Origin of the sequence: Desulfobulbus alkaliphilus (assembly GCF_016918545.1) — a bacterium.
GTDB lineage: Bacteria > Desulfobacterota > Desulfobulbia > Desulfobulbales > Desulfobulbaceae > Desulfobulbus > Desulfobulbus alkaliphilus.
In genome coordinates, this window is sequence record NZ_JAFFQC010000329.1 from 1 (window position 1) to 420 (window position 420).

The 420-nt window shown below is 57.1% G+C and carries 1 pseudogene; it reads left to right on the plus strand.

Annotated features, from left to right (window positions below):
- Window positions 1–420 (plus strand): annotated as a pseudogene (locus JWG43_RS18785) (RHS repeat domain-containing protein); the annotation flags it as partial.

The following is a 420-nucleotide window of genomic DNA, read 5'->3' on the forward strand; positions in this document are numbered from 1 at the left end:
CGCCAGGACGGTGCCAACGATGATGAGGCCTATGTCTACGACAGCAGCGGGGCAAGGGCGCTTAAAATCAGACAGTCCCATGGCCATCGTCAGCCCCGTCGTGAAGAGGTGTATTACTTGCCCGGTCTCGAAGTCCGGCGCAACAGCGCCACGGGCGAATGGTTGAATGTGCTGACGGTGGCCGGTGATCTCAATAGCGCGAGCATATTGCAGTGGGAGAAGGGGCGCCCCGAAAGCATCGATAACGAACACATGCGTTTGAGCCTCTCGGACCATCTGGGCTGCAGCATGCTGGAGCTGGATGGCTCTGGGCGGTTACTCAGTCAGGAAAGCTACTACCCCTATGGAGCCACTGCCTGGTGGGCGACGAAAAATACCCTTGAAGCCCGTTATAAATTTATTCGCTATTCGGGCAAGGAG